This window comes from Belnapia sp. AC561 (assembly GCF_979252845.1).
Genome location: NZ_CEEDBP010000220.1, coordinates 1 through 274 on the forward strand (window position 1 = coordinate 1; position 274 = coordinate 274).

At 63.9% G+C, this 274-nt stretch carries 1 protein-coding gene; it reads left to right on the plus strand.

Annotated elements, in window-relative coordinates:
- Positions 1 to 27: 27 nt before the first annotated feature.
- The coding region (locus AC0IW9_RS30835; protein ID WP_471652111.1) for a hypothetical protein at positions 28 to 274 on the plus strand (247 nt) is incomplete at its 3' end.

A 274-nucleotide genomic window follows, 5' to 3' on the forward strand; every position in this document is an offset into this window, starting at 1 on the left:
GGCCACTCCTGCCAGGCGTTGGCCGACTTGCAAGCCTCGCTGGAACACTTGCGCATCCAAAGCAACCCGGCCTGGCGCAGCTTGTTGCGCTCGCTGCGCGCACTGGCGAGCAACCTGGGCACGCTGAACAATCTGCTGAGCAACGCCAACAACCCCGACGCCCTGGCCGACGAGCAAGACAGCAGTTTGCTCGACCGATCGCCGCGTTCGTTCAAAGACATCATCGGCCGCATCCGCCTGCAACTCACGCCCACGTCCTTGCTGTTTCGCCACG